This is a genomic window from Gemmobacter lanyuensis, from assembly GCF_014652355.1.
GTDB lineage: Bacteria > Pseudomonadota > Alphaproteobacteria > Rhodobacterales > Rhodobacteraceae > Gemmobacter > Gemmobacter lanyuensis.
The window spans coordinates 261248-287568 of the sequence record NZ_BMYQ01000001.1; the positions used below are offsets into that span (position 1 = coordinate 261248).

Annotated in this window: 26 protein-coding genes; 21 read left to right on the top strand and 5 right to left on the bottom strand. The window is 64.9% G+C overall.

Features of this window, described 5'->3' with window-relative positions; translation table 11 throughout:
* The first annotated feature begins 50 nt into the window (after window positions 1-50).
* From IE101_RS01240 to rarD, 6 genes are all read left to right on the top strand, one after another.
* Complete coding sequence (locus IE101_RS01240) at window positions 51-374, top strand: sarcosine oxidase subunit delta (RefSeq protein WP_189631987.1); 324 nt, start codon at window positions 51-53, stop codon at window positions 372-374.
* Complete coding sequence (locus IE101_RS01245; RefSeq protein WP_189631988.1) at window positions 371-3349, top strand: sarcosine oxidase subunit alpha family protein; 2979 nt, start codon at window positions 371-373, stop codon at window positions 3347-3349. The genes IE101_RS01240 and IE101_RS01245 overlap by 4 nt, the downstream gene beginning before the upstream one ends.
* Window positions 3342-3893 carry a sarcosine oxidase subunit gamma gene (locus tag IE101_RS01250; protein WP_189631989.1) on the top strand — a complete coding sequence of 184 codons (552 nt, stop codon included), beginning with the start codon at window positions 3342-3344 and terminating at the stop codon, window positions 3891-3893. Before IE101_RS01245 ends, IE101_RS01250 begins: the two co-directional genes overlap by 8 nt.
* 117 nt (window positions 3894-4010) lie before the next feature.
* On the top strand, window positions 4011-4283 hold the full coding sequence (locus tag IE101_RS01255) for a hypothetical protein (RefSeq protein WP_189631990.1): 273 nt from the start codon (window positions 4011-4013) through the stop codon (window positions 4281-4283).
* 113 nt (window positions 4284-4396) lie between these two features.
* Entirely contained in the window at window positions 4397-4999 is a 603-nt protein-coding gene (locus IE101_RS01260; RefSeq protein ID WP_189631991.1) for a superoxide dismutase, read from the top strand.
* A gap of 127 nt (window positions 5000-5126) precedes the next feature.
* Window positions 5127-6065 carry an EamA family transporter RarD gene (rarD, locus tag IE101_RS01265; RefSeq protein WP_189631992.1) on the top strand — a complete coding sequence of 313 codons (939 nt, stop codon included), beginning with the start codon at window positions 5127-5129 and terminating at the stop codon, window positions 6063-6065.
* Here rarD and IE101_RS01270 read toward each other — a convergent pair.
* Window positions 6002-6556, bottom strand: coding sequence for an LOG family protein (locus IE101_RS01270; RefSeq protein ID WP_189631993.1), 555 nt, complete (start codon window positions 6554-6556; stop codon window positions 6002-6004). The genes rarD and IE101_RS01270 overlap by 64 nt on opposite strands.
* A gap of 94 nt (window positions 6557-6650) precedes the next feature.
* On the opposite strand from IE101_RS01270, the gene IE101_RS01275 reads away from it, so the two are divergent.
* On the top strand, window positions 6651-7826 hold the full coding sequence (locus IE101_RS01275) for a LysM peptidoglycan-binding domain-containing protein (RefSeq protein WP_189631994.1): 1176 nt from the start codon (window positions 6651-6653) through the stop codon (window positions 7824-7826).
* 6 nt (window positions 7827-7832) lie between these two features.
* Here the strand turns inward: IE101_RS01275 and IE101_RS01280 are convergent, their stop codons facing one another.
* Window positions 7833-8222 carry an ArsR/SmtB family transcription factor gene (locus IE101_RS01280; protein ID WP_189631995.1) on the bottom strand — a complete coding sequence of 130 codons (390 nt, stop codon included), beginning with the start codon at window positions 8220-8222 and terminating at the stop codon, window positions 7833-7835.
* 87 nt (window positions 8223-8309) lie between these two features.
* Here IE101_RS01280 and IE101_RS01285 point away from each other — a divergent pair, with 87 nt between their 5' ends.
* Window positions 8310-10151, top strand: coding sequence for an ABCB family ABC transporter ATP-binding protein/permease (locus IE101_RS01285; protein ID WP_189631996.1), 1842 nt, complete (start codon window positions 8310-8312; stop codon window positions 10149-10151).
* 15 nt (window positions 10152-10166) lie between these two features.
* Here IE101_RS01285 and IE101_RS01290 read toward each other — a convergent pair whose 3' ends face one another.
* A complete protein-coding gene (locus IE101_RS01290; protein ID WP_189631997.1) occupies window positions 10167-11060 on the bottom strand; it encodes a calcium-binding protein in 894 nt (297 codons plus the stop codon).
* Window positions 11061-11220: 160 nt separating this feature from the next.
* Between IE101_RS01290 and IE101_RS01295 the strand changes: the two genes are divergently transcribed.
* The 4 genes from IE101_RS01295 to IE101_RS01310 all read left to right on the top strand — a co-directional run bounded on the left by IE101_RS01295 (window position 11221) and on the right by IE101_RS01310 (window position 15349).
* The gene (locus IE101_RS01295; RefSeq protein WP_189631998.1) at window positions 11221-11868 is read left to right on the top strand and encodes a tetratricopeptide repeat protein; all 648 of its coding nucleotides are present in this window, start codon (window positions 11221-11223) and stop codon (window positions 11866-11868) included.
* Window positions 11869-11920: 52 nt separating this feature from the next.
* The gene (locus IE101_RS01300) at window positions 11921-13255 is read left to right on the top strand and encodes an outer membrane protein assembly factor BamB family protein (RefSeq protein WP_189632706.1); all 1335 of its coding nucleotides are present in this window, start codon (window positions 11921-11923) and stop codon (window positions 13253-13255) included.
* 59 nt (window positions 13256-13314) lie between these two features.
* Window positions 13315-14784 carry a ribosome biogenesis GTPase Der gene (gene der, locus IE101_RS01305; protein WP_189631999.1) on the top strand — a complete coding sequence of 490 codons (1470 nt, stop codon included), beginning with the start codon at window positions 13315-13317 and terminating at the stop codon, window positions 14782-14784.
* Between the two features lie 70 nt (window positions 14785-14854).
* The gene (locus IE101_RS01310) at window positions 14855-15349 is read left to right on the top strand and encodes a hypothetical protein (RefSeq protein WP_189632000.1); all 495 of its coding nucleotides are present in this window, start codon (window positions 14855-14857) and stop codon (window positions 15347-15349) included.
* Here the strand turns inward: IE101_RS01310 and IE101_RS01315 are convergent.
* Together IE101_RS01315 and miaA are read right to left on the bottom strand one after the other, a co-directional pair.
* Complete coding sequence (locus IE101_RS01315; RefSeq protein ID WP_189632001.1) at window positions 15346-16143, bottom strand: helix-turn-helix domain-containing protein; 798 nt, start codon at window positions 16141-16143, stop codon at window positions 15346-15348. The two genes, IE101_RS01310 and IE101_RS01315, sit on opposite strands and share 4 nt — an antisense overlap.
* A 174-nt stretch (window positions 16144-16317) precedes the next feature.
* On the bottom strand, window positions 16318-17202 hold the full coding sequence (gene miaA, locus IE101_RS01320; protein WP_189632707.1) for a tRNA (adenosine(37)-N6)-dimethylallyltransferase MiaA: 885 nt from the start codon (window positions 17200-17202) through the stop codon (window positions 16318-16320).
* Window positions 17203-17359: 157 nt separating this feature from the next.
* Here miaA and pyrH point away from each other — a divergent pair, with 157 nt between their 5' ends.
* From pyrH to IE101_RS01365, 9 genes are all read left to right on the top strand, one after another.
* Entirely contained in the window at window positions 17360-18094 is a 735-nt protein-coding gene (gene pyrH / locus IE101_RS01325; RefSeq protein ID WP_189632002.1) for a UMP kinase, read from the top strand.
* Window positions 18095-18221: 127 nt separating this feature from the next.
* Window positions 18222-18785 carry a ribosome recycling factor gene (gene frr, locus IE101_RS01330; protein ID WP_189632003.1) on the top strand — a complete coding sequence of 188 codons (564 nt, stop codon included), beginning with the start codon at window positions 18222-18224 and terminating at the stop codon, window positions 18783-18785.
* Between the two features lie 115 nt (window positions 18786-18900).
* Window positions 18901-19578, top strand: coding sequence for a polyprenyl diphosphate synthase (gene uppS / locus IE101_RS01335; RefSeq protein ID WP_189632708.1), 678 nt, complete (start codon window positions 18901-18903; stop codon window positions 19576-19578).
* The gene (locus tag IE101_RS01340) at window positions 19575-20360 is read left to right on the top strand and encodes a phosphatidate cytidylyltransferase (RefSeq protein WP_189632004.1); all 786 of its coding nucleotides are present in this window, start codon (window positions 19575-19577) and stop codon (window positions 20358-20360) included. The genes uppS and IE101_RS01340 overlap by 4 nt, the downstream gene beginning before the upstream one ends.
* A 3-nt stretch (window positions 20361-20363) precedes the next feature.
* Window positions 20364-21554 carry a 1-deoxy-D-xylulose-5-phosphate reductoisomerase gene (gene dxr, locus IE101_RS01345; RefSeq protein WP_189632005.1) on the top strand — a complete coding sequence of 397 codons (1191 nt, stop codon included), beginning with the start codon at window positions 20364-20366 and terminating at the stop codon, window positions 21552-21554.
* Window positions 21555-21586: 32 nt separating this feature from the next.
* Window positions 21587-22921 carry an RIP metalloprotease RseP gene (gene rseP / locus IE101_RS01350; protein ID WP_189632006.1) on the top strand — a complete coding sequence of 445 codons (1335 nt, stop codon included), beginning with the start codon at window positions 21587-21589 and terminating at the stop codon, window positions 22919-22921.
* Between the two features lie 83 nt (window positions 22922-23004).
* Window positions 23005-23154 (top strand): hypothetical protein, encoded by a 150-nt coding sequence (locus IE101_RS01355; RefSeq protein WP_189632745.1) that lies wholly within the window; start codon window positions 23005-23007, stop codon window positions 23152-23154.
* Window positions 23155-23303: 149 nt separating this feature from the next.
* Window positions 23304-25700, top strand: coding sequence for an outer membrane protein assembly factor BamA (gene bamA, locus IE101_RS01360; protein WP_189632007.1), 2397 nt, complete (start codon window positions 23304-23306; stop codon window positions 25698-25700).
* Window positions 25701-25737: 37 nt separating this feature from the next.
* Window positions 25738-26301 carry an OmpH/Skp family outer membrane protein gene (locus IE101_RS01365; protein WP_189632008.1) on the top strand — a complete coding sequence of 188 codons (564 nt, stop codon included), beginning with the start codon at window positions 25738-25740 and terminating at the stop codon, window positions 26299-26301.
* Window positions 26302-26321: the final 20 nt, after the last annotated feature.

Genomic DNA, 26321 nt, shown 5'->3' on the forward strand with positions numbered 1-26321 from the left:
GGGGTATGGGGGCAACGCCCCCATGACACCCGCAAGCACGAGGCCCGGACATGCTGATCCTTGAATGCCCCTATTGCGGCGTCAAAGCCGAAGAAACCGAACTGACCCCGGGCTACGAGGCGCACCTGAAACGCTTCGGTCCCGGTTCGTCGGACGAGGATTTCGAAAACTACATGTTCGCCCGCAAGAACCCCAAGGGCGTGCACTTTGAACGCTGGCGCCATGCCTATGGCTGCGGCAAATGGTTCCTGGCGGCGCGTTGCACCGCGACGCTTGAGGTCTTCGGCACCTATCCTGCCCAAACCTCGGAACCGCCCGCCGAAATCGTCGCCAAGATCAAGGCCAAGCGGCCGGACTGGAAGGGTTACAAATGAGCAGCCGTCTTGCAAAGGGTGGCCGTCTGATCGATCGGACCACCGCCTGTGAATTCTCCTTCAACGGCAAGCGCCTGAAGGGTTACAAGGGCGATACGCTGGCCGCAGCCCTGCTGGCCAACGACCAGATGCTGGTCGGGCGTTCGTTCAAATATCACCGTCCCCGCGGCATCGTGGGTTCGGGCGCCGAAGAGCCGAACGCGCTGGTGAACATGGGCACCGGCGGCCGGTTCGAGCCGAACCAGCGCACCACCACGACCGAGCTTTTCGATGGTCTGACCTCGACCTCGCAAAACCATTGGCCAAGCCTCGAGTTCGACATTGGCGTCGTGAACAACTATGCCGCGCGCTTCCTGCCTGCGGGCTTCTACTACAAGACCTTCATCCACCCGCGCTTTGCCTGGAAGCACGTCTTTGAACCGATCGTCCGCCAGTCGGCCGGTCTGGGTCAGGTGCCGAAAGAGCGGGACGCCGACCGGTATGAGCAGGCTTATGCCTTCTGCGATCTGCTGATCGTGGGCGGCGGCATCGCCGGTCTGCAAGCGGCGCTGACGGCGGCCAAAGCGGGCAAGCGCATCTGGCTGGTCGAACAGACCGCACATTGGGGCGGCCGTGCCGTCGTCGACGGGGTCGAGATCGAAGGCCAACCGGCCGAGGTCTGGGTCAATGCGACCCTCGCCGCGCTGTCGAAGATGGAAAATGTCACCATCCGCAACCGCTGCATGGCGGCCGGGTCCTACGACCACGGCTATGTGCTGGCGGATGAGAAGGTGGCCGACCATACCCCTGGCGACGGTCGTCCGCGGCACCGCCTGTGGCGCATCCGTGCCGGTCAGATCGTGACCGCGACCGGGGCCATCGAACGTCCGCTGTCCTTCGCAGGCAACGACATCCCCGGCGTGATGCTGGCGGGCGCCGTGCGTGACTATGTCATCAACTTCGGCGTGGCGCCGGGCGACCGCACCGTTGTCGTCACCAACAACGACGATGCTTACCGCACCGCGATCGCGCTGAAAGAGGCGGGGCTTGAGGTTCCGGTGATCCTCGACGCCCGCGCCAATCTGACGGGCGAACTGCCCGCCAAGGCCCGCGCCATGGGCATCCGGGTCGAGGCCGGCAAGGGCATCGCCAAGGTCAAGGGCGGCAAGCGCGTCACCAGCGTGGCGATCTGCGCCCAGGCCGGGCAGGGCGCCGTGCTGGAGGAAATCTCCTGTGACGCGGTCGCCATGTCGGGCGGCTGGTCGCCGGTCGTGCACCTCTGGTCGCATTGCGGCGGCAAGCTGAACTGGGATACCGCCAAGGCCCATTTCGCCCCCGATCCGGCCCGCCCGCCGCTGAACCACGATGGTTCGGCGCTGGTTGTGACCGCCGGGTCCGCCTCGGGCCATCTGCTGGCCGATGAGGTTCTGGCAGATGCGACTCGCGCCGTCGGCGGCGAAGGTGCGCCTTCGGCCAAGGTGCCGCATGAAGCGCCGATCGAGGCCGTCTGGGTCATGCCGCAAGGCGCCCCGGTCGAGCTGCGCGCCAAGATGTGGCTCGACTACCAGAACGACGTGAAGGTCAGCGACGTGCAGCTGGCGGCCCGCGAAGGCTATACCTCGGTCGAACATACCAAGCGCTACACCACGCTCGGCATGGCCACCGACCAGGGGAAACTCTCGAACATCAACGGCCTCGCCATCCTCGCCGACAGCCTTTCGACCGCGATCCCGCAGGTGGGCACCACCACCTTCCGTCCGCCCTACACGCCCGTGACTATCGGCGCGCTGGCGGGTGAGGCCCGCGGCGAGATCTTCCAGCCGCTGCGCCGCACCCCGGTCTATGACTGGCACATGGCCCAGAACGCCTATATGGAACCCGTTGGTCTGTGGCGTCGCCCCTACTGCTACCCGCGTGCGGGCGAAACTCACGAACAGGCGGTCCACCGCGAGGTCTTGAACACCCGCACCAACGTGGGCCTGCTCGATGCCTCGACGCTCGGCAAGATCATCGTCAAGGGCCCCGATGCGGGCAAGTTCCTCGACATGCTCTATACGAACGTCATGTCGAACCTCGGGATCGGCAAGTGCCGCTACGGCCTGATGTGCAACGAACAGGGCTTCCTGTCCGATGACGGTGTGGTTGCCCGCATCGACGAGGACACCTGGCTTTGCCACACCACCTCGGGCGGTGCAGACCGTATCCACGCCTGGATGGAAGACTGGCTGCAATGCGAATGGTGGGATTGGCAGGTCTATACCGCCAACGTCACCGAGCAATATGCACAGTTCGCCGTCGTCGGTCCGAAGGCACGCAAGCTGCTTGAAAAGCTGGGCGGGATGGATGTCTCGAAAGAGACGCTGCCCTTCATGCAATGGGCGGATGGTGTGCTGGGCGGGTTCCGCGTCCGGGCTTACCGGATCTCGTTCTCGGGCGAATTGTCCTATGAGATCGCGGTTCCGGCCTCGGAAGGGCGTGCGTTCTGGGATGCGCTGGTTGCGGCGGGTGCGGAATTCGGGCTGATGCCCTATGGCACCGAAGGTCTGCACATCATGCGTGCCGAAAAAGGCTTCATCATGATCGGTGATGAAACCGATGGCACGGTGATCCCGCAGGACCTGAACCTCGGCTGGGCGATCTCGAAGAAGAAGGCCGACTACCTCGGCAAGCGTGGTCAGGAACGGCCCTATCTGGCAAGCCCCGACCGCTGGAAGCTGGTGGGTCTGGAAACGCTCGACGGGTCGGTCATCCAGGATGGCGCTTACGCACCGGCCCCCGGCTTCAACGCCAATGGCCAGCGCAACACGCAGGGGCGCGTCACCTCGACCTATTACTCGCCCACGCTCAAGCGCGGGATTGCCATGGGTCTGGTGAAGGGCGGTCTGTCGCGCATCGGTGAAGTCATCGAGATGACCAAACTTGACGGCAGCACCCAGCAGGTTCGCATCTGCGATCCGGTGTTCTACGACAAAGAAGGTGAGAAGCAGAATGTCTAAGATCGTCAGCGCACTGAATGGCGCGAAGTTCGACGGCTTCGCCTCGATCCGGGAAATCGGCCCGGTCGGCATGATTACGCTCCGCGCCAAGCCCGACGTTGTCGGGCTGGCCGAGGCGGTGACCGCCGTCACCGGCACGCCGCTGCCCGCCCTGCGCCGCATCGAGATTGCGGGTGACAAGGCGGCCGGCTGGATGAGCCCGGATGAATACCTGATCGTCGTGCCCTATGCCGAAGTGGCCGGGGCGCTGGCGGTGCTGGCGGAAAAGCTGGCCGGTCAGCATCACCTTGCGGTGGACGTGTCGGATGCCCGCGCGGTCTTCCGCATTGAAGGCGACAAGGCGGTCGAGGTGCTGCAAAAGCTCGCGCCGGTCGATCACGCCACGCTGGAACCCGGTGAGCTGCGCCGCACGCGCATCGCGCAGGTGGCCGGGGCGTTCTGGGCGGATGATAAGGGCTATACCCTGGTCTGTTTCCGTTCGGTCGCGGCCTATGTGATGGGGCTTCTGACCCATTCGGCCCAGTCGGGCAGCGAACTGTTCTGATCCCGTCCGGATCAAAGACTAAAAGGGGGGAGCCATGCTTCCCCCTTTTTGCGTTCACGGGCCCTTGAATACTCTTTTGGTTGATGTTTTTATATAAATTTCAACCAATGATTTTCCATGCTGCGTGTGATTTTGACGGCAGCTGCCCTGACCGCCCTGCCGTTCGGTGCGGTTGCCGAAACCCCCAAAGCCGCCCTGCACCGGATGGTGAAGATGCTGGGGCAGAAATACGTCTGCAAGGTCGAGAAGCGCGGCGCCAATGCGGGCTGGCTGGCGCACATGGGCTATCGGCTGTCCTTCTTCAAGGAAACCGGCAAGGTGACGGTGCGCGCCACCCCCTATGGCTATAGCAACAACTTTGAGGCGCGGGGCAGCTGCCAGAGCTTCTGACCCCTGTCTTTCCCGACGGCGGGAAACGGCAAGATTTCCCTGCCGCCCCTTGACCTTGGCGCCCCGCGGCCTCTTATTGGGCCCAACGCAACATTTCGAACAGGAGAGTCCCCATGGCCTTTACCCTTCCCGATCTGCCCTATGCCCATGACGCGCTGGCGTCGCTCGGCATGTCGAAAGAGACGCTCGAATATCACCATGACCTGCACCACAAGGCCTATGTCGACAACGGCAACAAGCTGATCGCCGGGACCGAGTGGGAATCGAAATCGCTCGAAGAGATCGTCAAAGGCACCTATCAGGCGGGCGCCGTGGCGCAGAATGGCATTTTCAACAATGCCTCGCAGCACTGGAACCACAACCTGTTCTGGGAAGTGATGGGTCCGGGCGAAGACAAGAAGATGCCGGGCGACCTGGAAAAGGCGCTGGTCGAGGCTTTCGGTTCGGTCGCCAAGTTCAAGGAAGATTTCGCCGCTGCCGGTGCCGGTCAGTTCGGTTCGGGCTGGGCCTGGCTGGTCAAGGACGCCGATGGCGCGCTGAAGATCACCAAGACCGAAAACGGCGTGAACCCGCTCTGCTTCAACCAGACCGCGCTGCTGGGCTGCGACGTGTGGGAACACTCCTACTACATCGATTTCCGCAACAAGCGCCCGGCCTATCTGACCAATTTCCTCGACAAGCTGGTCAACTGGGAAGCGGTTGCCGCGAAACTGTAATCCGGCACTTCGACCGGATCTGCGGGGGCCTGACGGAGAAATCCGTCAGGCCCTTCGTCTTTCTGCCTGCGGGGGCTTTTCGCCGCCCGCGGGCTGCGCCAGAAAGACGCGGCACAAGGGGGACAAGATGACCGAGACAGGCAAGGGCGTGCTGGCCATGGTGGGGGTCTGCGTGATCTGGGGCGCCTCGGGGCTTTACTACAAGCTTCTGGCCCATGTTCCCCCGATCGAGGTCCTGAGCCACCGCACGCTGTGGTCGGCGGTGCTGTTCTCGGGGCTGCTTGCGGCGCAGGGCAGGCTGGGTACCCTGCGCGGTCTGCTGACGGGGCGGCGGCTTTTGCTGGTGGCGCTGGCGGCGGTGATGATCTCGGCCAACTGGTTTCTGTTCATCTTCTCGGTTCAGGCGGGCCATGCGGTCGAGGCGGCCATGGGCTATTACATCTTCCCGCTGGTGGCCGTGTTGCTGGGCGTCTTTTCCTTGGGCGAGCGGCTGACGCGCGGGCAGGGGGTGGCGGTGCTGCTGGCGGCAGGGGCGGTGCTGGTGCTGACGATCGGGCTTGGCGTGGCGCCCTGGGTAGCGCTGGCCATTGCGGGCAGCTTCGGCACCTATGGGTTGGTGAAAAAGCGGCTGGGGGCGGCGCCGGTGCCCTCTGTTACGGCCGAGGTGCTGGTGCTGACGCCGCTTGCGCTTTTGTGGATCTGGCTGACAGCCACAGGCCGGGTCGTCGAATTCGGCCGCCCCGGCGGGCATTTCTTCGATTCCCCCCTGACGGCGGCGCTGCTGGTCTTTTCGGGTGTGCTGACCGCGGGGCCGCTGATCATCTTTACCTATGCCACCGCGCGGGTGCGGCTGGCGACGGTGGGATTGATCCAATACCTCAACCCCACACTGCAATTCATTGTTGCGACACTGATTTTCGCCGAACCCTTCACCCATTGGCACGCCGTGGCCTTTGGCCTGATCTGGGCGGGGCTCGTGATCTACAGCCTTGAGGCGCTGCGTCAGGACAGGGCGGCACGCAAAGCCGCGCGCAGCCCTTCGACATCGGAAATCGTGGTGAACTGATCCAGCAGGCTGGCCGAGGCAAAGCCCTCGGCCACCACATGCTGCAAAAGCCCGATCAACGGCTGCCAATACCCTTCGGTATCCAGAAGGAAAATCGGCTTCTTGTGCAGGCCGATCTGCGCCCAGGTCAGCACCTCGAAAAACTCGTCCAGCGACCCGGCCCCACCGGGCAGCACGACGATGGCGTCGGAATTCATGAACATCACCTTCTTGCGTTCATGCATGTCCTCGGTGATCACCAGCTGCGTCAGATCGCGTTTGCCGACCTCCATCGCCATGAGATGCGTGGGGATCACCCCCATGGTCGCGGCGCCTGCGGCCTGCGCGCTGCGCGCGACCTCGCCCATCAGCCCCACATCGCCCGCGCCAAAGACCAGACGCCAGCCTTCGGCGGCCAAAAGCCGGCCCGTGGCACGCGCCGCTTCGGTATAGGAGGGGCGCGCACCGGGGCGTGCGCCGCAAAAGACACAGACAGAGCGCAGCTTCGACATCGAGTCCTCGCAAAAGGTGTTGCGTTTCCAGATGTATCGGGGTTCCTCTGGGATGGAAAGCAGCGCCGGACAAGAGCGCGCGGAAGGGGATAGAATGGCCGAGGGGAAACCGTTCGGAGGGGCAGCTGTCGCTGCCGGGGCTGCCGTCGCCGTTGCGGCAGTGGTTGGAATTTTGTGGTATGCACAGCGCCCTGAGCTGGTGGCACCCGCCGCCGAGACCGCGGCGGCGGGGACAGAGGCGACGGGGGCGGATGCCGCGACCACAGCGGCCGCCCCTGCGCCGGCGGCAATGCCCGGGGCCGCGGCGCCCGCGGCCGCCGAAAGCCCGGCAAGTGTGGCGCCCAGCTTTGATACCGTGCGCGTGACGCCCGTCGGCGAAGCGGTGGTCGCGGGGCGCGCCATGGCGGGGGCCGAACTGGCCTTGCGCGTCGATGGGGATGAGGTGGCGCGCAGTACCGCCGATGCAAATGGCGCCTTCGTGTCGATGTTCACGCTGCCGCCGTCGGACAAGCCGCGGATGCTGTCGCTGGTGATGCTCGGTGATCCCGAGGTGCCTGCGGCGGCCTCGGTCGCGCTGGCGCCCACCGGGGCCACCCTGACCGAGCCGGAAAAGCCTGCGGCTGCGCCCGAACCGGAAACCACCGTTGCGACCGTGCCGCCCACGGCCCTTCTGGTAACGGAAGACGGGGCGCAAGTGCTGCAAGGCGCGGCAGTGGCGCCGGGCAATGTCTCGATCGCCGCGATCACCTATACGCCGGATGGCGCGGTGCAGCTTTCGGGGCGCGGGGATCCGGCGTCGACGGTGCGGCTCTATCTCGACAATACGCCCGTGGCGGATGCGACCGTGGCGGGCAGCGGCGGCTGGACCGCCGTCCTGCGCGGGATCGTGCCGGGGATCTATACCCTGCGTGCGGACCAGACGAATGCCGAAGGCAAGGTCACGGCGCGGTTTGAAACCCCGTTCCAGCGCGAAACGCCCGAGGCGCTGGCCGCTGCGATGAAACCGCGCGCGGCGGAGGGCGTGCCCGTGGCGCGCAAGCCTGCCGCGCCCACGCCGACCGCACCCGAAGCGGCGCCTGTAGCGGCAGCGGCGCCTGCAGCCGATCCCGCACTGACCGTGACCGTGCAGCCGGGCTTTACCCTCTGGCGCATCGCGCGCGAGAGCTTCGGGGACGGCATCCTTTACGTGAAGGTCTTTGAGGCCAACAAGGATCAGATCCGCGACCCCGATCTGATCTATCCGGGGCAGGTCTTCACCATTCCCGAATAAGCGTTGTCAGCCCTGCCCGTCCGGGTGGGGCTGCCCGGTCCCTGCTGTGCCGGTTGCCACGCTATGCAGGGCGGCGCGGGCCGCACTGCCGCAGCAGGCCAGCACCTCGGGGTGGTCCATGCAGCAGTCCGCCAGCAGGTAGGACAGGGTGCCGCCGATCCCGGCCAGATCGGCGCTATAGATCACATGGCGCGATACCCGCCGCGACCGGATCAGCCCGGCCTGTTCCAGCGCCGACAGATGAAATGACAGCCGCGAGGCCGAAAGCCCCAGCGCCCGGGCAATATCGCCCGCATTCAGCCCATCTTCGCCCAGCGGCACCAGCAGGCGCACCAGATCCAGCCGGGATTCATGCGCCAGCGCCGCAAGGGCCATGAGGACTTTACTTCGCTCCATCTTTCAACTACTCGTGAAACGTTGAATTGATCCTCTGTAACCCAGTGCCGCCCCCGGATCAACGGGGTAGGCCAAGGAAGCCTCTCGATGCGCCGCCCCTCCGACAATCTGACTTCGGCCGATGCCGACACGCCCTCCACCCCGGGGATCGAGACGATCCGCCGGGTCTTGCCCTATCTCTGGCCCAAGGACGAAGCCTGGGTGAAACGCCGCGTCGTTCTGGCGCTGGTCATGCTGGGTCTGGCAAAGGTCGTCTCGGTGGCGACGCCGTTCTTTTACAAGGCGGCGGTGGACAAGCTGGCGGGGGATGCGCCCTCGGGGGCGATGCTCATGGGGCTGACGGCCGTGGCATTGACGCTGGCCTATGGTCTGGCACGGCTCGGCGCGGTGGCCTTTGGCGAATTGCGTGATGCGATCTTCGTCAAGGTCGGGCAGCGGGCGCTGCGGAAGCTGGCGCTGGAAACCTTCACCCATATCCACCGCCTGTCGCTGCGCTATCACATCACGCGCAAGACCGGGGGGCTGAGCCGGATCATCGAGCGCGGGGTGAAGGGCGTCGATTTCCTTCTGCGCTTCATGCTGTTTTCCATCGGGCCGCTGATCCTGGAACTGGCCATGGTTTCGGCCATTTTCGCCGTGATGTTCGGGTGGGAGTATATGGCGGTCGTGGTCGTCACCATCACCATCTATGTGGCCTTCACCTTCAAGGTCACGGAATGGCGCGTGGCGATCCGCCGCAAGATGAACGATCAGGATACCGATGCCAACCAGAAGGCGATCGACAGCCTGCTGAACTTTGAAACCGTCCGCTACTTTGGCGCCGCCCGGCGCGAGGCCGCGCGCTATGACCGCGCGATGGAGGGCTATGAAGCCGCCGCCGTCAAGACCGGCCAGTCGCTGAGTTTTCTGAACGCGGGGCAGGCCTGCATCATCACCACCGGGCTTGTCATCGTCATGGTCATGGCGGCGATGGGCGTGCAGGCGGGGCGGCTGACGGTGGGCGATTTCGTCATGGTCAACGCCTATATGATCCAGATCACCATGCCGCTGAACTTCCTTGGCACGGTCTATCGGGAAATCCGGCAGGCGCTGGTCGATATGGGGCAGATGTTCGGCCTGCTGTCGCAACCTGCCGAAATCACCGATGCCCCTGGCGCGCCCGCTCTGCGCGTGACCGGTGGCCATGTGCGGTTTGACGACGTGCGGTTTGCGTATGATGCGGAACGGCCGATCCTCAAGGGCATTACGCTTGATGTGCCGGCGGGGCAGACGGTGGCGCTGGTCGGGCCGTCGGGGTCGGGGAAATCGACGGTGGGGCGGCTCTTGTTCCGCTTCTATGATGTGACGGGCGGGGCGGTGCAGATCGACGGTCAGGATATCCGCACCATCACGCAGGACAGCCTCCATGCCCAGATCGGGGTGGTGCCGCAGGATACCGTGCTGTTCAACGACACGATCTATTACAACATCGCCTATGGCCGCCCCGAAGCCTCGCAGGCCGAGGTCGAGGCCGCGGCGCGGGCGGCCAAGATCCACGATTTCATCCTGTCGCTGCCCGACGGCTATCGCACCACGGTGGGCGAGCGCGGGCTGAAACTCTCGGGCGGTGAAAAGCAGCGCGTGGGCATTGCGCGCACGCTGCTGAAGAACCCGCCGATCCTGCTCCTGGATGAGGCGACCTCGGCGCTGGATACGCAGACGGAAAGCGACATCCAGCAAAGCCTGCGGGAAATGGGGCAGGGGCGAACGGTCATCACCATCGCGCACCGCCTGTCGACCATCGCCCATGCCGACCGCATCGTCGTGCTGGAGGCCGGTCGCATCATCGAGGAAGGCACCCATGACGAGCTGCTGGCCCGTGGCGGCAAATATGCTGCGATGTGGGCGCTGCAGGCCTCGGAGGCCGAGGACGAAAGCGAAGCCGCCTGAGCTTTGCCCCCGGCGTCAGCGACCCGGATCAGCGATCAGGCTGATGTCATCAGCGGTCAGGTTCTGGCCGCCGGTGACATGGGCCACGACCTGACCGTTGAAGCTGATCTGCCCGGCAAGCCCATCCTCGCTGGGGGAAACCGAGATTTCCGGCGCGATCTCGGCCCCGTCGCTGCCGAAGGTGGGGGTATAGAACAGGGCCACGCTGTCACCCACGCCAAAATCGACGACACTTGTGACGGCGCTGCTGTCATCGCGCTGGTCCAGCACGAAATCGTCATCGCCCGCCCCGCCGGTGCCGCGATCTCCGTGGCCCAGCATCAATGTGTCATTTCCCGCGCCGCCGTCCAGCGTGTCAAACCCGTCCAGGGCGCCGTCATCCACGAAACTTTGCTCGGGCGACATGCCCGCCAGAAGGTCGTCACCGTCCCCCCCGCTGATCATATCGGCCCCGCTGCCGCCCGCGACGGTATCATTGCCGTTTTCACCCGACAGAACATCCATCCCGCCATTGCCGACAAGGCTGTCATCCCCCGTGCCGCCCAGCACGGTATCAAAGCCCACGCCGGCATCGACGGTGTCGTTCCCGTCTCCGGCGCGCACGATGTCACTGCCGCTGAGCATGTGGAGATTGTCATCACCCGCCCCGCCATCCGCGAAATCATTGCCGATCGAGCCTGAGAGGGTGTCATTCCCCGCATCGAGGAACCATGCCAGATTTTCGGCCGCGTCTGCGGACAGGTCATCAGCGCCTGTCGTTCCGTCGATCCGGTCGCTGTAGGCGTTCCGATCATAAAGCGGGTCATCAGCGCCATCGTCGGAATTGGAACCCGAACTTGTGAACCAATCCAGCTCATTGCCGAACAGCAGAACGAAAAGCGACATATAGAGCAGGGTGTAATAGTCCATCGGGGGGTGGCCTTTGTCTGCGTTTCGGTATCAATCCTTCAGAATTGTGAAGAATGATGGGCAAAACCGCGCCACTTTCGCGCCGGTTGCAGGGGGCGGTGCGGGCTTGGCAAGGGCTTTGCCTTGCGTGTAAGACGGGGGAAAGAATGGGAGAGACGCTTTGAGCAACCCCGAAAGCTTCATTGACGAGGTCACCGAAGAGGTGCGCCGCGACAAGCTGTTCGCCACGTTCCGCAAATATGGCTGGATCGGCATCCTTGCCGTGCTGGGCATCGTGGGGGGCACGGCCTGGACCGAATGGCAGAAATCGCAGGCCGAGGCCGAGGCGCGCGCCTTTGGCGACGCGCTGATGATGGCAACCGATGCCTCAACCCCCGAGGATCGGCGCGCCGCACTGGCGCAGGTCCAGGCGACGGGCGAAAAAGCTGCCGTCCTCAATCTGTTGATCGCCTCTGACCCGGCCGAGGACGCGACGGCCACGCTCGAGGCGCTGAACCGGATCGAAGCCGACGCCACGCTGCCGCAGGTCTGGCGCGATCTGGCCGTTCTGCGCCGCATCGGTGTGCAGGGCCGCGATCTGCCGCTGGCCGACCGCCGCGCCGCGCTGGAGCCGCTGGCCCAGCCGGGCCGCAGCTTCCGCGTGCTGGCCGCCGAACAGCTGGCCTATCTGCTGATCGAAGAGGGCAAGACCCCAGAGGCGATTTCCGCCTTGCAGGCCCTGACGCAGGATCAGGAAGCCACCGGGGGGTTGCGTAACCGTGCCCAGCAGATGATTGTGGCGCTGGGGGGCGAGGCCGCGCAGGGTTGACCCCGCGCCGCCCGTCCGATCCCGCAGCAAACGGAGAGCTGTCGTGCCGCAGATGAAATCCGCTATCTCTTTCATGGCGCTGCTGGCGCTGCTGGCCGCCTGTGAAAAAGAGGTGATCCTGCCCGGTGAACGCTTCGGGACGCGCACCCCGCTGGATGCCAGCCTTGCCACGACCGAACGGCCAAGTCCGACCGACCCGCTGGCTGTCCAGAAGAATGAGGCGCGTCCCATCAGCCTTCCGGCTGCGGTGGCCAATGCCGACTGGCCGCAGCGCGGGGGCAATGTGCGCCACCTGCCGCCCCATGGCACGCTGAGCGCCGCCCCCCAACGTGTCTGGAGCGCCGATATCGGCGCGGCGTCCACCCGGCGCAACCGGATTTCGGCCGCGCCTGTGGTGGCGGATGGCCGGATCTTCACGCTGGATGCGGGCATGGGTCTGCATGCGACGGGCCTGAATGGTGCCGCGCTCTGGGGGACCGATTTGACCCCCGTGGGCGACCGCCCGTCCGAGGTTTCGGGGGGCGGGCTGGCCGTCGGGGCCGGGCGGCTGTTTGTTTCGACCGGCTATGGTGAGCTGATCGCCGTCGACCCCAAGACCGGGGGCGTGCTTTGGCGGCAGGATCTCGGCTCCTCCGTCTCGGGTGCGCCTGCGGTGGATGGCGATACGGTCTATGTCGTCGGGCGTGACAGCGGGGCCTGGGCCGTGGACGTGGCCGATGGCAAGGTGCGCTGGCAGATCACCGGAACCGTGGGGACCACGGGCATGGTCGGGTCCTCGGCCCCGGCCGTGACCGACCGTCTGGTGCTGCTGCCGACCGTTTCGGGCGACCTGCGCGCGGTGATGAAGGCGGGTGGCACGGAAAGCTGGCAGGCCGATATCGTGGGCAAGCGTCTGGGGCGGGCCTATGGCCTGATTTCCGACATTACCGGCGACCCGGTGGTGGCGGGCAGCACGATCTATGCGGGCAATGCCGCGGGCCGCACCTATGCGATCTCGGATACCGGCGAGACGCTGTGGATGGCCGAAGAGGGCGCACTTGGCCCGGTGCTTCCGGTGGGGGACTCGGTCTTTCTGGTGAATGATCAGGCGCAGCTGGTGCGGCTCGATGCCGCCAGCGGGGCCGTGATTTGGCGCGCCGACATGCCCTATTTCGACACCGCCAAAGCCAAGAAGCAAAAGTCGATCACCGCGCATTACGGGCCGGTGCTGGCAGGCGGGCGCATTGCGGTTGCCTCGGGCGATGGGCTGCTGCGCTTCTTTTCGCCCCTTGACGGCGCGATGGTCGCCACCGCCCCGATCCCCGGCGGCGCGGCCACCCAACCCGCGCTTGCGGGGGGAATGCTTTTCGTTGTCGGTGCCAATGGGCAACTTCACGCTTTCCGTTAGGCGTGATCCGGTGTATCGGCAACAGCTTGACCTGATGTGACGGCCCCTGGAGAGCATCGATGACCTTTACACTCGCCATTGTCGGCCGCCCGAATGTCGGCAAATCGACGCTCTTCAACCGCCTCGTCGGCAAAAAGCTTGCGCTGGTCGATGACCAACCGGGCGTGACGCGCGACCTGCGCGAGGGCGATGCAAAGCTCTATGACCTGCGCTTCACGGTGATCGACACCGCCGGTCTGGAAGAGGTGACCGATGACAGCCTTCAGGGCCGGATGCGCCGCCTGACAGAGCGCGCGGTGGAAATGGCCGATGTCTGCCTGTTCCTGATAGATGGCCGTGTGGGCGTGACCCCGTCCGATGAGGTTTTCGCCGATATCCTGCGCCGCAAGAATGCCCGCGTGATCCTCGGCGTGAACAAGGCCGAGGGCAAGGCCGGTGACGGTGGCGCGATCGAGGCCTGGAGCCTCGGGCTCGGGGAACCCGTCCGTATGTCCGCCGAACACGGCGAGGGGATGGATGACCTCTATCACATCCTGCGCCCCATCGGGGCCGAGTTCGAGGAACGCGCGGCGCTGGACGCGCCCATTGTCGACGTCGATGTGTCTGAAGAAGAGGCCGAGACCGAGGCCGATGAGGACGCGCACAAGCCCACCGAACGCCGCCCGCTGCAGATTGCGGTGATCGGCCGTCCGAATGCCGGGAAATCGACGCTGATCAACAAGATCATCGGCGAGGACCGTCTGCTCACCGGCCCCGAAGCCGGGATCACCCGCGACGCGATTTCGGTCCGCACCAACTGGTTCGGCACGCCCACGCGGATTTTCGACACCGCCGGGATGCGGAAAAAGGCGCGGATCAACGACAAGCTAGAAAAGCTTTCGGTGGCCGATGGCCTGCGCGCCGTGCGCTTTGCCGAGGTGGTGGTCGTGCTGCTGGACGTGGACATCCCCTTCGAACAGCAGGATCTGCGGATCGCCGACTTTGCGGAAACCGAGGGCCGCGCCGTTGTGGTGGCGGTGAACAAATGGGATCTGGAAGGCGACAAGCAGGAAAAGCTGGCCGAGCTGAAAGAGATGTTCGAGCGGCTTCTGCCGCAGCTGCGCGGCGCGCCGCTGGTGACTGTCTCGGCCAAGACCGGCCGCGGGCTTGACCGTCTGCACGGGGCCATCCTGCGCGCCCATGATGTGTGGAACCGCCGCATCACCACCGCGCGCCTGAACAGCTGGCTGGGCGCCATGACTGAGGCGCACCCGCCGCCGGCCCCCAGCGGCAAGCGCATCAAGCTGCGTTACATGACGCAGGTGAAAACCCGTCCGCCGGGCTTTGTCGCCATGTGCAGCCACCCCGATCTGATGCCCGAAAGCTATCGCCGCTATCTGGTGAACGGGCTGCGCGATCACTTTGACATGCCCGGCACGCCGATCCGCGTGACTTTCCGCGGGCAGGGGGACAAGAACCCTTACAAGAACGCGAACAAGTTCCGCACCCCGTCGCGCCTCCGCAAGCATATCGACGGCCGCAAGGATTGATCCTGTCGCGCGTCCAGAGCTATCGGGCGCGCGTCATCTTTTTGTCATCTTGTGCGGCAAGGATCGGGGCATGAACGATCTTGACCACGAATGCACCGCACGTCGCGACCCGCGTGTCTGGCTTTTGGTCTTGGTCGGCGCGGGCTTTGTTGTGGCGGGCTTCAGCATTGCCCCGGCCACGAATTGCAGCCCGTCGGGCGACTGCGCACCTTGGTTGGTGTGGCTCGCGCGCGGTCTAGGGGCGCTGGCACTGCTGGGCGGGCTGTGGCAGCTGATCGACAATCCGCGCCGGGGGTGCCGGATCGACGCTGAAACCGGTGATCTGATCTGGTGGCAGAACCGCAGTGCCGTGCGCAGCGGATTGGGTGGGCGCATTGCCCCCGTCCGGATCCGTCGGATCGACATCCGCAATGACCGCGAAGGCCCGGATGCCTTGCGTCTTTTTGATGAACGGCGGCAGGTGCTGCCCTGGTTTGACGCAGAGGTGGTGCCACCGCCGCCTGAGGCATGGGCACAGCGCCTTGCCGCGCGCTATCCCCATATTCGGGTTGAGGTGTCGGCCTAGGCCCCACGCCGGAAGGCGGTGGGTGACTTGCCAACCAGATGGTTGAAGGCCCGCGTGAAATAGGCGGGCGAGGTGAAGCCCAGACTATCGGCGATCATATTGACCGGCAGGTCCGTCTCGCTCAGCAGGCGGCGGGCCTCAAAGATCAGGCGGTCATGCAGCAGGGCCGAGGCAGGGCGCCCGCAGGCCTGTTTGCAGCAGCGCGTCAGATGGGTGGGGGTGACATCCAGCTTGGCCGCGAAGTCCGCAACCCCCATGCCGGACCGGAATTCCTGTTCCAGCAGCGTGGTATAGCGCGCCACAAGGCGTTTGGCGGCATCGGGTTTCGGTTGGTCCGGGGCGGCCTTGGCGATCTGGCGTTCCAGCCAGACACCCAGCAGCCCCAGATGCGCTTGCGCCGCCCGGTCGCTGGCGGGGCTGTCGGAGTTCAGCTCGCGAAGGATGGCATCAAGCGTCACATTCAGTTCCTGCGCGACAAAGGTTTCGCGGATCCGCAGGTGATGGGGGTCTTTCGGCAGGATCACATTGCAATCGCGCCCGAAGAAGACGGCGGTGCCAAAGACCTGCGGCCCGACCTCAAACCCGTGCATGACGCCCGCGGGGATGAAGATCGCGTTATGGGCAGTATAGCCCCGCGTCAGCCCGGCCACCGTGATGCGCCCCTGACCCTTGGTGAACCATAGCAGGCAGGGTTCGGAATAGGCGCGCATGGCCTCAACCCGCCAGCGGCCACCGGCGGCCAGACGGGGGATCGCCACCAGACGAAGGGGGGATGGGCTGCTCAGTTCTTGCATTATCATTGGTCCGACGCGCTGACATGGGGGTACAGGCAACAGGTCACTCGCACGCGAGCCTCAGATAAACCCGCGCGGCCCCAAGTCCCAAGCGAAAAGATCGCCTTGACGCAGCAAAGCCGCGATTTCCGGAAATTGTTGCAAGTCAGACAGATAGAGGACGGTCTTCACACCTTAGGGCAGGGGCGGCGCCAGCCAGTCGCCCATGCGTGACCGGAACCACGTCCGCTGCCGTTTCGCATATTGGCGCGAGGCAAGTTTAGCGGCTGCCACGGCCTCGGACAACGACATCTGGCCCTGCAGATGGGCGATCAGCTCGGGCGCGCCGATGGCGCGGGCCGAGGGGCGGGCAGGATCCCAGGTCGGAAGCTCGGCCCGCGCTTCCTCCAGCGCACCCGCCGCCATCATCAGATCGAAGCGCCGGTCGATTCGCGCGTTCAGCCAATCGACATCGGGGCGCAGCACCACCTTGCGGCAGCGGGCAGGCGGCAAGAGCGGCGGCGGCGTCTGTGCCTGCCAGGCCGCAAGGCCGCGGCCGGTTGCGCGCAGCACCTCCCACGCGCGCTGGACGCGGGCGAGATTGGCCAGATCGGTCTTGGCGGCAGTGGCCGGATCCAGCATTGCCACCATCCGCGCGGGGTCGGACAGGCGCAGCGCATCGCCCTCGGCGCGCACGTCCGGCGGGATGGCGGGGATTTCGGCCAGACCTTCCGTCAGGGCCATGAAGTAAAGGCCGGTGCCGCCGACGATGATCGGGCGGGCGCCTTCGGCGAGGATCGCCGCCACTTCGCGCAGCCAATGGCCGACGGAATAGGGCTGATCCCGCCCGACATGGCCATAAAGCCGATGGGGCGCCCGTGCCTCTTCGCTTGCATCCGGCCGGGCGGTCAGCAGGCGCCAGCAGCCGTAAACCTGCAGCGCATCGGCATTCACGATCACGCCGCCCTGCGCCTCGGCGGTCTGCAGCGCCAGCGCCGATTTACCCGAAGCTGTCGGCCCCGCGATCAGCACCGGCGTTTCGGGGGCAAGCCCGGTCATCACGCTGTCAAAGGCCGTCATCTTCATCCTGATCCGTCCATCGCCCGAGTCTGTCGCGGAAAGCTGCGTGCGCTTTCGCGCTTCCCCGTTGAACCTCGGCGCGTTTTCCGACATTTTGCAGCGCGACGAAAGCCAAGTCACATCCGAATTTCCGCAAACGACTATAGGGACCGCCCCCATGACCTCCGACACCGCGCCGAAACCCGTGAAATACAGCCGTGTGATGCTGAAAATCTCGGGGGAGGCCCTGATGGGGGATCAGGGCTACGGCCTGCATCCGCCGACAGTGCAGCGCATCGCGCAAGAGGTGAAATCGGTGCGCGACCTTGGCGTCGAGATCTGCATGGTGATCGGCGGGGGCAATATCTTCCGCGGTCTGGCCGGATCAGCACAGGGCATGGAACGCACCACCGCCGATTACATGGGGATGCTTGCGACCGTGATGAACGCGCTGGCCATGCAGTCGGCGCTGGAAAGCCTCGGCGTCTTTACCCGCGTGATCAGCGCCATCCCGATGGATCAGGTCTGCGAACCCTATATCCGCCGTCGCGCCGTCCGCCACCTTGAAAAGAAGCGCGTCTGCATCTTTGCCGCGGGCACCGGCAACCCCTATTTCACCACCGACACCGCAGCCACGCTGCGCGCAAATGAAATGGCCTGCGAGGCGATCTTCAAGGGCACCAAGGTGGACGGCGTCTATGACAAGGACCCGAAGAAATTCGCCGATGCCAAACGGTATGAGCATGTGAGCTATGACGAATGTCTGGCCAAGCATCTGGGCGTGATGGATGCTTCGGCCATTGCGCTGGCGCGCGACAATGATCTGCCGATCATCGTCTTCTCGCTGGATGAACCCGGCGGTTTCCGCACCATCCTCGCCGGTGAGGGCACCTATACCACTGTTCAGGGCTGACCTTCGGCCGCTGTGGCAAGGGCTCGCGCACGGCGGGCCCCGGCCTTGCATCCCCCTATACCCATGCGCGGCGGCCCCTGCTATAGAAGCGGGACAGAGCGCCGCGCCGAACCCATGAGGACTAGCCATGCCTGACGATCTCGAGATCGACCTCGATGCCATCCAGCGCCGTATGGACGGCGCCATGAACGCGCTGAAGATGGAATTCGCCTCGCTGCGGACGGGCCGCGCCTCGGCCCAGATCCTGGACCCGATCCAGGTGGAAGCCTATGGCCAGATGACGCCGATCAACCAGCTTGGCACCGTCAACGTGCCCGAGCCGCGCATGGTCGTGATCAACGTCTGGGACAAGGGCATGATCAACAAGGTCGAAAAGGCCATTCGTGAAAGCGGTCTGGGCATCAACCCGGTGACCGACGGCCCGCTGATCCGCCTGCCGATCCCGGAACTGAACGAACAGCGCCGCAAGGAACTGGCCAAGGTCGCCGCGGGCTATGCCGAAAGCTGCAAGGTGGCCATCCGCAACGTGCGCCGTGACGGCATGGACCAGATCAAGAAGGCCAAGGCCGCCGGCATGTCGGAAGACGATCAGAAGATGTGGTCGGAAGAGGTGCAGGACCTGACCGACAAGCATATCGCCATGGTCGACAAGGCCCTGGAAACCAAACAGCAGGAAATCATGCAGGTCTGACGGCCTGCATCCGATCCCATCAGCCGCGAAGGGGCAGCACTTGGCCGCCAGCGACACGCGATCAACCTCTGCCCCCGCCGGTTCCGGCAAAAAGGTGGAGCATGTGGCCATCATCATGGATGGCAACGGCCGCTGGGCCACAAATCGCGGCTGGCCGCGGCTTGTGGGCCACCGCAAGGGCGCCGAACGGGTGAAAGAGATCGTGCGCGCGGCGCCCGATCTCGGTATTCGCTGGCTGACCGTCTATGCCTTTTCCACGGAAAACTGGAAACGGTCTACCGAAGAGGTGCTGGGCCTGATGGCCATCTTCGCGCGCTACATCGAACGCGAGGCTGATCGTCTTGCAGCCGAATCCGTGCGGATGCGCTTTATCGGCGATCGGTCGCGGCTGGACCCCAAGCTGCAAAAGCTCATGGCCGGGATCGAGGCGCGTACTGCCGCCTATAACCGGCTGAACTTTACGATTGCCATCAACTATGGTGGCCGGGATGAAATCGTGCGCGCCACGCGCGACATTGCCCGCGCCGTGGCGCAGGGGCTGGTGAAGCCCGAACAGGTCACCGATCAGCTGATCGCGCAGCACCTGGATACCGCCGATCTGCCCGACCCGGATCTGGTGATCCGCACTTCGGGCGAGACGCGGACCTCGAACTTCCTGCCGTGGCAGGCGGCCTATGCCGAATATGAATTCACCGAAACGCTCTGGCCCGATTTCACGCCTGCCGAACTGGGCCGGATCGTGGCGCGCTTTGGCAACCGCGAGCGTCGCTTTGGCGGGGTGGTTGGCGCATGAGCCGCACCTGGAATGATCTGATCCCCCGGCTTTTGTCCGGGGTGGTGATGCTGGGCCTGGGCACCTTGGCGATTTGGGCCGGGGGACTGGGCTTCCGGGCGCTGGTGATCCTCGTCACGGCGCTGATGATCTGGGAACTGGCGCGCATGACCGCGCGGCCCGGATCGGCCCCGGCCGAGGCGCTGGCGGCGGTGGCGGCGGCGGTGCTGGTGATGATCCTGCTGCTGCCGGGGGCCTTGCCCACGCTTCTGCTGCTGGTGCCGTCAATCCTTGGCCAGTTGCGGCCGCGCGCGGACCGCGTGGTCTTTGCCGCCTATGCGGTGGTGGTGATGGTCACGGGCTTTGGCCTGATCCTCTTGCGCGAAATGGGCGGGGCCACGACGATTCTCTGGATCGTGGCGCTGGTCGTGGCTTCGGATGTTATGGGCTATTTCGCCGGGCGTCTGCTGGGCGGGCCGAAGTTCTGGCCGCGCGTCAGCCCGAAAAAGACCTGGAGCGGCACGGTCGCAGGCTGGATCGGCGCGGCCTGCGTGGGCTGGGCCTTTCATGCGGCGGGGCTTGGCGGCGCGGCGCTGATCTGGATTTCGCCGCTGATCGCCTTTGCCGGTCAGCTGGGCGATATCGCCGAAAGCGCGATCAAGCGGCGCGCGGGCGTCAAGGACAGCTCGTCCCTGATCCCCGGTCATGGTGGGGTTCTGGATCGTTTTGATGCGCTGGCCTTTGCGGTGGTGCTGGTCTCGATCCTTGCCCATGTCGTCGATTTGCCTGTCTCCGGGGGCTGAACCATGCGCCGCATTTCCATTTTCGGGGCGACCGGGTCGATTGGTGAACAGACCGTTGACCTGATGCTTCACCACGGCGGGGCTGAAACCTTTCGCACCGTGGCGCTGACCGGCGGGCGTAATGTGGCGCGTCTGGCCGAAATGGCGCGCGCCCTGCGTGCCGAAGTGGCCGTGACCGCCTTTGACGATTGCCTGCCCGCCCTGCGCGCGGCTTTGGCCGGCAGCGGGATCGAGGCCGCGGCAGGCGAGGTGGCGCTTCTTGAGGCCGCTGATCGCCCGGCCGATTGGATCATGTCCGCGATCGTCGGGGCGGCGGGGCTTGCGCCCGGCTTCCACGCGCTGCGCCACGGCACGACGCTGGCCCTTGCGAACAAGGAAAGCCTTGTCACCGCAGGCCCACTTCTGATGGCCGAGGCCGCGCGCCACGGCGCCCGCATCCTGCCGGTCGACAGCGAACACAGCGCCATCTTTCAGGCGCTGGTGGGCGAGGATCTGGCCGCCGTCGAACGCATCGTGCTGACTGCTTCGGGCGGGGCGCTGCGCGACTGGCCGCTGGAGCGGCTGGCCCGCGCCACCGTGGCCGAGGCGCTGGCCCACCCCAACTGGTCGATGGGGCAGCGCATCACCATCGACAGCGCCTCGATGTTCAACAAGGCGCTCGAAGTTATCGAGACGCGCGAATATTTCGGCGTGGCGCCTGAACAGATCGAAGTCATCATCCATCCCGAAAGCATCATCCATTCGATGGTTGGCTATCGCGACGGGGCAATGATGGCACATCTGGGGGCGGCGGATATGCGCCATGCCATCGGCTATGCGCTGAACTGGCCCGAGCGGGCCGATCTGCCGGTGGCGCGGCTGGATTTCGCAGCGCTGGCGCAGCTGACCTTCCGCGCGCCCGAGGATGCCCGCTACCCCGCCCTGCGCCTTGCGCGCGAGGTCATGGCGACGCGCGGTCTGGCGGGCGCGGCCTTCAATGCGGCGAAGGAAATCGCTCTCGATCATTTCATTGGCGCGCGGATCGGATTTGCCGATATGGCGGGAGTGGTGGAAGACACGCTCGCCGCGCTTTCGCGCCGGAACGGCCTTGGAAATGCCCCGATGGGGCTGGAAGACGTTTTGTCGATGGATCGGATCGCCCGTGCGGAAGCCGAAACCTGTGCCCTCGCGCTGGCTGCGCGACGGGCGGGGTAACGGCCGCGACGGGCTGACAAAAGGACAGGCAGTTGGAACTGGTCGGATTTCTCCCGGATTTCGGGAACCTCGCCCTCACGCTGGTCGCCTTTGTGGCGGCGCTTTCGGTGATCGTTGCGGTGCATGAATACGGCCATTACATCGTCGGCCGCTGGTCGGGCATCCACGCCGAGGTTTTCAGCCTGGGTTTCGGCCCCACGCTGTTCAGCCGGGTGGACCGCCGCGGGACGCGCTGGCAGATCGCGGCCTTGCCCTTCGGCGGCTATGTGAAATTCCTGGGCGACAGCAACGCCGCCTCTGGCAAGGATGGCGCGGCGATGGCGGCGCTGCCCGAGGATGAGCTGCGCCGCACCATGCATGGCGCCCCCCTTTGGGCGCGTGCGGCCACGGTGGCGGCTGGGCCGGTGTTCAACTTCATTCTCGCGATCCTGATCTTTGCCGGGTATTTCTGGGTCGCGGGTATTGCGACCAACCAGCCGGTCGTCGGCGTGGTCAAGCCCGCGCCGGGGGCCGAGGTGTTGCAGGCTGGCGACCGTATCACCGCGCTGGGGGACACGCCCACCCCGGATCTGGAAAGCTTCCTCAAGGCCGCGCGCGACTTGCCCGTCTCTGCGACGGCCACCTATACCGTCGAACGGGCGGGCGCCGAGGTCGACCTGACCGGCCCCTATCCCTATCCGCCCTATGTGGACAGCGTGCAGCCCCTGTCGGCCGCCGCCGAGGCCGGGGTGCTGGAGGGCGATTTCGTGCAGGCGATCAACGGCCAGCCGGTCCAGAGCTTTGACGACATGCGCGACATCGTCGGCAATTCGGGTGGCGCGCCGGTGACGCTGCAGCTGATCCGGGATGGCGCGGGTCTGGAGCTGACCATGACTCCCCGCCGCGTGGACATGCCCAAGCCCGAGGGCGGGTTTGAAACCCGCTGGCTGGTGGGGCTGGGCGGCGGGCTGGTCTTCACCCCGGAATTGCGCAGCCCCGGCGTGATCGAGGGCTTGGGTCTGGCCGTGCAGCAGCTGATCAATGTCGTGAGCACCAGCCTTTCCGGCCTGTGGCACATGATCACGGGCGCGATTTCCACCTGCAACCTGCAAGGGCCGCTGGGCATTGCCGAAACCTCGGGGGCCGCAGCCTCGATGGGGGCGGGCAGCTTCATCCTGTTCATCGCCACGCTTTCGACCGCAGTCGGGATGATGAACCTTTTCCCGGTGCCGGTGCTGGATGGCGGCCATCTGGTGTTTCACGCCTATGAGGCGGTGACGGGCCGCCCGCCGTCGGACCGGGCGCTGCGCGGGCTGATGACGGTGGGGCTGACGCTCTTGCTCAGCATGATGCTTTTTGCGCTGACGAACGATCTGTTCTGCCCGTGATGGCATCCATCCCTATGGATGGATCAACATAGCCCTAATGATGCCATATTCACCTGCTAAGCTTGCCGAGTGATGAGAAGTGGGTGAAGACGATGCAAACCGTCATGAATGGCTACCGTGGTCTGTCGTTCCTTGTGGGGCTGAATTGGGATTGGCTTGTCATGCTGGCCGCGATTCTGGGCGGGCTGCTTTCAGGGGCCTTCGTCGGCGCCCTGCTGACCGCGACCCCCTGAAAGGCCGGCGTCGCCCCCTGGCAGCGATGCAGGGGTGCAGCGGTTGTGTCGAACCCCGCCCACAGCCGCAAAACTTGCCCCGCGCCTTTTGACAACAGGTGGCTTTGCCGCTAGTCAGAGGCAGGAATGATCTTCAGATAGGGCAGGCCATGGTTCAGGCAGATCGCGCGATTTCGCGGCAAGGTAACCGCAAGGCGCAACTGATGCGCGGCGTGGCGATCGGCCTTTTCATGGGTGCTTCAAGCCTGTCCATGCCGGTTGTGCTGCCTGCACAGGCGCAAGCCTTTGATCCGGCGCAGGTGACGGTTGAAGGCAATCAGAATGTCGATGTCGCCTCGATCCTGAAACTGGCGGGAATCGCCAAGGGCAAGCCGCTGTCGGCCGGGGCGCTGAATGACGCCTATCAGGGCTTGCAGAATTCGGGCCTTTTCGAAGAGGTCTCGGTCGCGCCGCAGGGCAACCGGCTGGTGATCCGCGTCAAGGAATACCCGATCGTCAATGCCATCAACTTTGAAGGCAATTCGCGCCTCAAGGACGAGGCATTGGCCGAGATCGTGCAATCGAAGGCCCGCCGCGTCTATTCGCCCGCTCAGGCCGAAGCTGATGCCGCATCGATCGCCGAAGGCTATCGCGAGCAGGGGCGGCTTGCCGCCACCGTGACCCCTAAGGTCATCCGTCGCGACGGCAACCGCGTCGATCTGGTGTTCGAGATCACCGAAGGCAAGACGGTCGAGGTTGAGCGCCTGTCCTTCGTCGGCAACCGCGCCTTCAGCGACCGCCGCCTGCGTCAGGTGCTGCAGACCAAGCAGGCCGGCATCCTGCGTAACCTGATCAAGCGCGATACGCTGCGCCCCGAACAGCTGCAGATCGACAAGCAGCTTTTGAGCGATTTCTACCTGTCGCGCGGCTATATCGATGTGCAGGTTCTGGATGCTGCGGCAGAAGTCGCGCGCGAACGTGACGGCGTTTTCGTGACCTTCACCCTGAAGGAAGGCCAGCAATTCAAATTCGGTCAGATCACCGCGGTCAGCGAGATCGAGGGTCTGGATGCGGCCGAATTCGAGCAGGCGTTGCGTCTGCGGTCCGGCACCATCTATTCGCCTGCCGATATTGAGACGAACATCGCCCGGCTTGAGACGCTCGCGCTCAAAAAAGGGCTGACCTTCGTGGCGATTGAGCCGGTCGTAACCCGGAATGAGGCTGCGCGCACGCTGGATGTGGCCTTCACGCTGAAGCGCGGTCAGAAGACCTTCGTGGAACGTATTGATATTGAAGGCAATACCACCACGCTGGACGAGGTGGTCCGCCGTCAGTTCCGTACTGTGGAAGGCGACCCCTTCAATCCGCGCGAGATTCGGCAATCGGCCGAACGCATCCGCGCGCTTGGGTATTTTGCCGATGCCAAGGTGGATGCCGAACCGGGTTCGAGCGCGGATCAGGTCGTGGTCAACGTCGATGTCGAAGAACAGCCGACCGGCTCTCTGTCGCTGGGGGCAAGCTATGGCGTATCGTCGGGGCCGGGTTTCAACATCGGGCTGCAGGAAACCAACTTCCTCGGGCGGGGGCAGACGGTCGGTCTGAACATCTCGACCGCGTCGGATTCGACCGACAGTTCGATCACCTTCATCGAACCTGCCTTCCTGGGCCGCGATCTGAAGTTCAAGTTCAACGCCTATTACCGTGAGACGGACAATGAAAACGCCACCTATGACAGCCGTCTCATCGGCATCATCCCGGCGATCGAATTCCCGCTGAGCGAGGCGGGGCGGTTGGAACTGCGCGCCTTCGCGAAACAGTCGTCGATTTTCGATGTCTATGCGGGCGAAGATGCCAACGAGGATGGCGATTTCACCGATGATGGCGACACGCTGCCCACCTCGTCGATCATCGGGGATGATGCGGCGCGGGGCTCGCTTCTGTCGACCGGGCTGGGTGCGACTTATACCTTCGACAACCGCGTGACGGGCCTGAACCCGCGCGGTGGGGTGCTTCTGCGCTTTGGTCTGGATTATTCGGGCCTGGGCGGGGATGTGGAAAGCGTCGCCATGACGACGCTGGCCATGGCCGAACAGAAAATCTGGAACGAAGATGTCACCGTCCGCGCGATTTTCGAGGCCGGGGCTCTGCATATGCTGGGCAATGAACCCAGCCGCGTGACTGACCGCTTCTTCGCGAATGGCAAGATCCGCGGGTTTGAACCTGCAGGCATCGGCCCGCGCGATCCCGCCAATACCGATGGCGATGCGCTGGGGGGCAATATGTTTGCCGTCGCGCGTTTTGAAGCCGATTTCCCGCTGGGTCTGCCCGAGGAATATGGCATGTCGGGGGGCCTGTTTGCCGATATCGGTTCGGTCTGGAGCCTGGATGACGTCTCGGGCTATCAGAACCCGGTGGATGACGGGTTCCACCTCCGTTCTTCGATCGGGGTTTCGGTGTTCTGGACCACGCCCATCGGCCCGCTGCGCTTCAACTTTGCCAAGGCGCTGAACAAGCAGGACTACGACAAAGAGCAGGTCTTCGACCTGACGATCTCGACCCAGTTCTGAGATGGCGCGAGGGCGTGCATTTGCCTTGGGGGCGGTGGTGTCGATCCTGTCGACACTGCCCGCCTTGGCGCAGGAACCCGCTGCCGCAGCGGCTGCGCCGGGGGCAGCGCTTGCCGGTGTACATAGCCAGATTGCCGTGATCGAGCAGGATCAGCTTTATATGCGCACACGTTATGGCCAGGCGATGCAGGCCCGTTCTGACGCCGCGCGCAGGGCCCTGCAGGCAGAGAATCAGAAGCTCGAGGCTGCGCTTGAGGCGGAAGAACGCGATCTCACCAATCGCCGTGCCGCCATGACACCCGAGGAGTTTCGTCCCCTTTCCGAGGACTTCAACGAAAAGGTCAAAGGCATCCGCGCGGCGCAGGATACCAAGGCCCGCTCGCTGACGACCCAGATGGAGGAAGATCGCGGCCGGTTCCGTGAAGTGGCCGGTCCCGTGCTTGCCGAACTTCTGCGCGAACTGGGTGCGGTGGTCCTTATCGACAAATCGACCGTCGTTCTGTCGCTGGATGCCATTGACATCACGGATCGTGCGATAGCCAAGATTGATGCCGTGCTGGGCGATGGTGCCACGCCCGCAGCCCCCACCCCCAAGCCATGACGAAGGCTGCCCCATGGATG